At 64.8% G+C, this 1635-nt stretch carries 1 protein-coding gene; it reads right to left on the bottom strand.

Annotation, left to right across the window (positions count from 1 at the left end):
- A partial coding sequence (locus Q0L57_RS14665; RefSeq protein WP_296743745.1) for a CHASE2 domain-containing protein occupies positions 1-1635 on the bottom strand: 1635 nt, incomplete at both ends.

A 1635-nucleotide genomic window follows, 5' to 3' on the forward strand; every position in this document is an offset into this window, starting at 1 on the left:
CGCGACGTTGACGCTGTCGCCGATGGCCGAGTAGCTGAAGCGCTGCGCCGAACCGAGATTACCCACGCAGCATTGGCCGGTATGAAGGCCGAGACCAACCCGGAGCGCAGAGCCGGCTTCGCTGTTCAATATCTCGACGGCCTCCTGTATGCGCAGTGCCGCCAGGCACGCCTTTCGCGGATGGTCGGCGATATCGAGAGGCGCATTCCAGAAGGCCATGATCGCGTCGCCGATATATTTGTCGATCGTGGCTTCAGATTTCAGCAGAACGTCCGTGGCCGGCGTGAGGAATCCATTCAAAAGCCTTGTCAGCGCGTCCGGATCGAGGTTTTCGGAAAGCGAAGTGAAGCCACGAATATCGGAGAACAGGATGGTCAGTTCGCGAATTTCACCGCCGAGCCGCAGCGACGCCGGGTTATCGGCGAGCCGCCCGACCAGCGCGGGTGACAGGTAGTGCGCGAACGCGCCGCGGATGAATCGCTTTTCGCGATCCGCCATCAACAACAGTACAGGCATCGTGACCGTGAAGACGGCAAGGATGGCTCCGGCGGGCACGATCGGGTTGATCAGCAGATGACCGTAGATGAAGGCCGCCCACGACGTTCCGAGGGCAACCGTGACTAGCCCCAGCGCCGTCAGGCCGCTCACCAACGCCCCGGTCCGCCACTCGACGACGAGAACGGCGAGGCCCAGGACGACAGCGAGCAATATTTCAGCGCCGTCGGCCCAGTCGGGACGAACAAGGAATTCCTGCCCGATGATCTGGTCGATGATCTCGGCGTGGACGCGCACGCCCGCCACCGCCTGCTGGAATGGCGTGGCGACAAGATCGCGTAGGCCGACAGCGCTGGTGCCGATCAGAACAACATGGCCTGCCACGGATTGTTGCAGCGTCGCGGCCGCGCCCGGATCGAGCAGCCTTGCGGCGGGGATCGTCTCCAGGTCGGGCAGGCCGGAATAGTAGACGCGGAATTGCCCATCCGGTCCCGTCGGCATCGCCAGCGCGCCGACCTTCAGCGCCGTCATCGCCTGACGGCCGCTGTCGGCCTCGCCGCTCGCACCGGTGCTGCGCACGACAAACGAGCCTGCGCCCTGCGCAACACGCAATGCCTCGACGGCGAGCGCGGGATAGAGTTGTCCGCCGGCATTGGCGAGCAGCGGAAGCGAGCGAACCACGCCGTCCCCGCTCAACGGGAAGGAAAAGAAGCCCAGACCCGGCGCATTCCTGTCAAGCACCGGCAGGTTCGCAACGCCGCCGCGGAATGAAGGCAGATAACTTTTCGGATCAGCGCCTCCGAACGCGAAGCCGGCCTTTGGCGGTGGCAGATGCGCCTGGGTCTCGTTGCTGATTGCAATGCCGGCGACTACGGGATTTCGTGCGAAGGCCTTGCCCAGCACCCCGTCATTGTCGAGTTCGGCGCCAGGAGGGACGGTTACCGCCACGCCGGCTTTTTCCAATGCCGCGATCGCGCGTAGCGGCGACGTGCGGTCAGCTTCGGGGAAGACCATATCGAACGCGACCGCCGCTGCGCCGAGACTGCCGAGACGGTCGACGAGTTCGGCTATCGTGGTGCGCGGCCACGGCCATTGCCCGACCTTGCCGATCGAGGCCTCGTCGATGTCGACGACGGCGAC

Source organism: Mesorhizobium sp. (assembly GCF_024509055.1).
Lineage (GTDB): Bacteria > Pseudomonadota > Alphaproteobacteria > Rhizobiales > Rhizobiaceae > Mesorhizobium.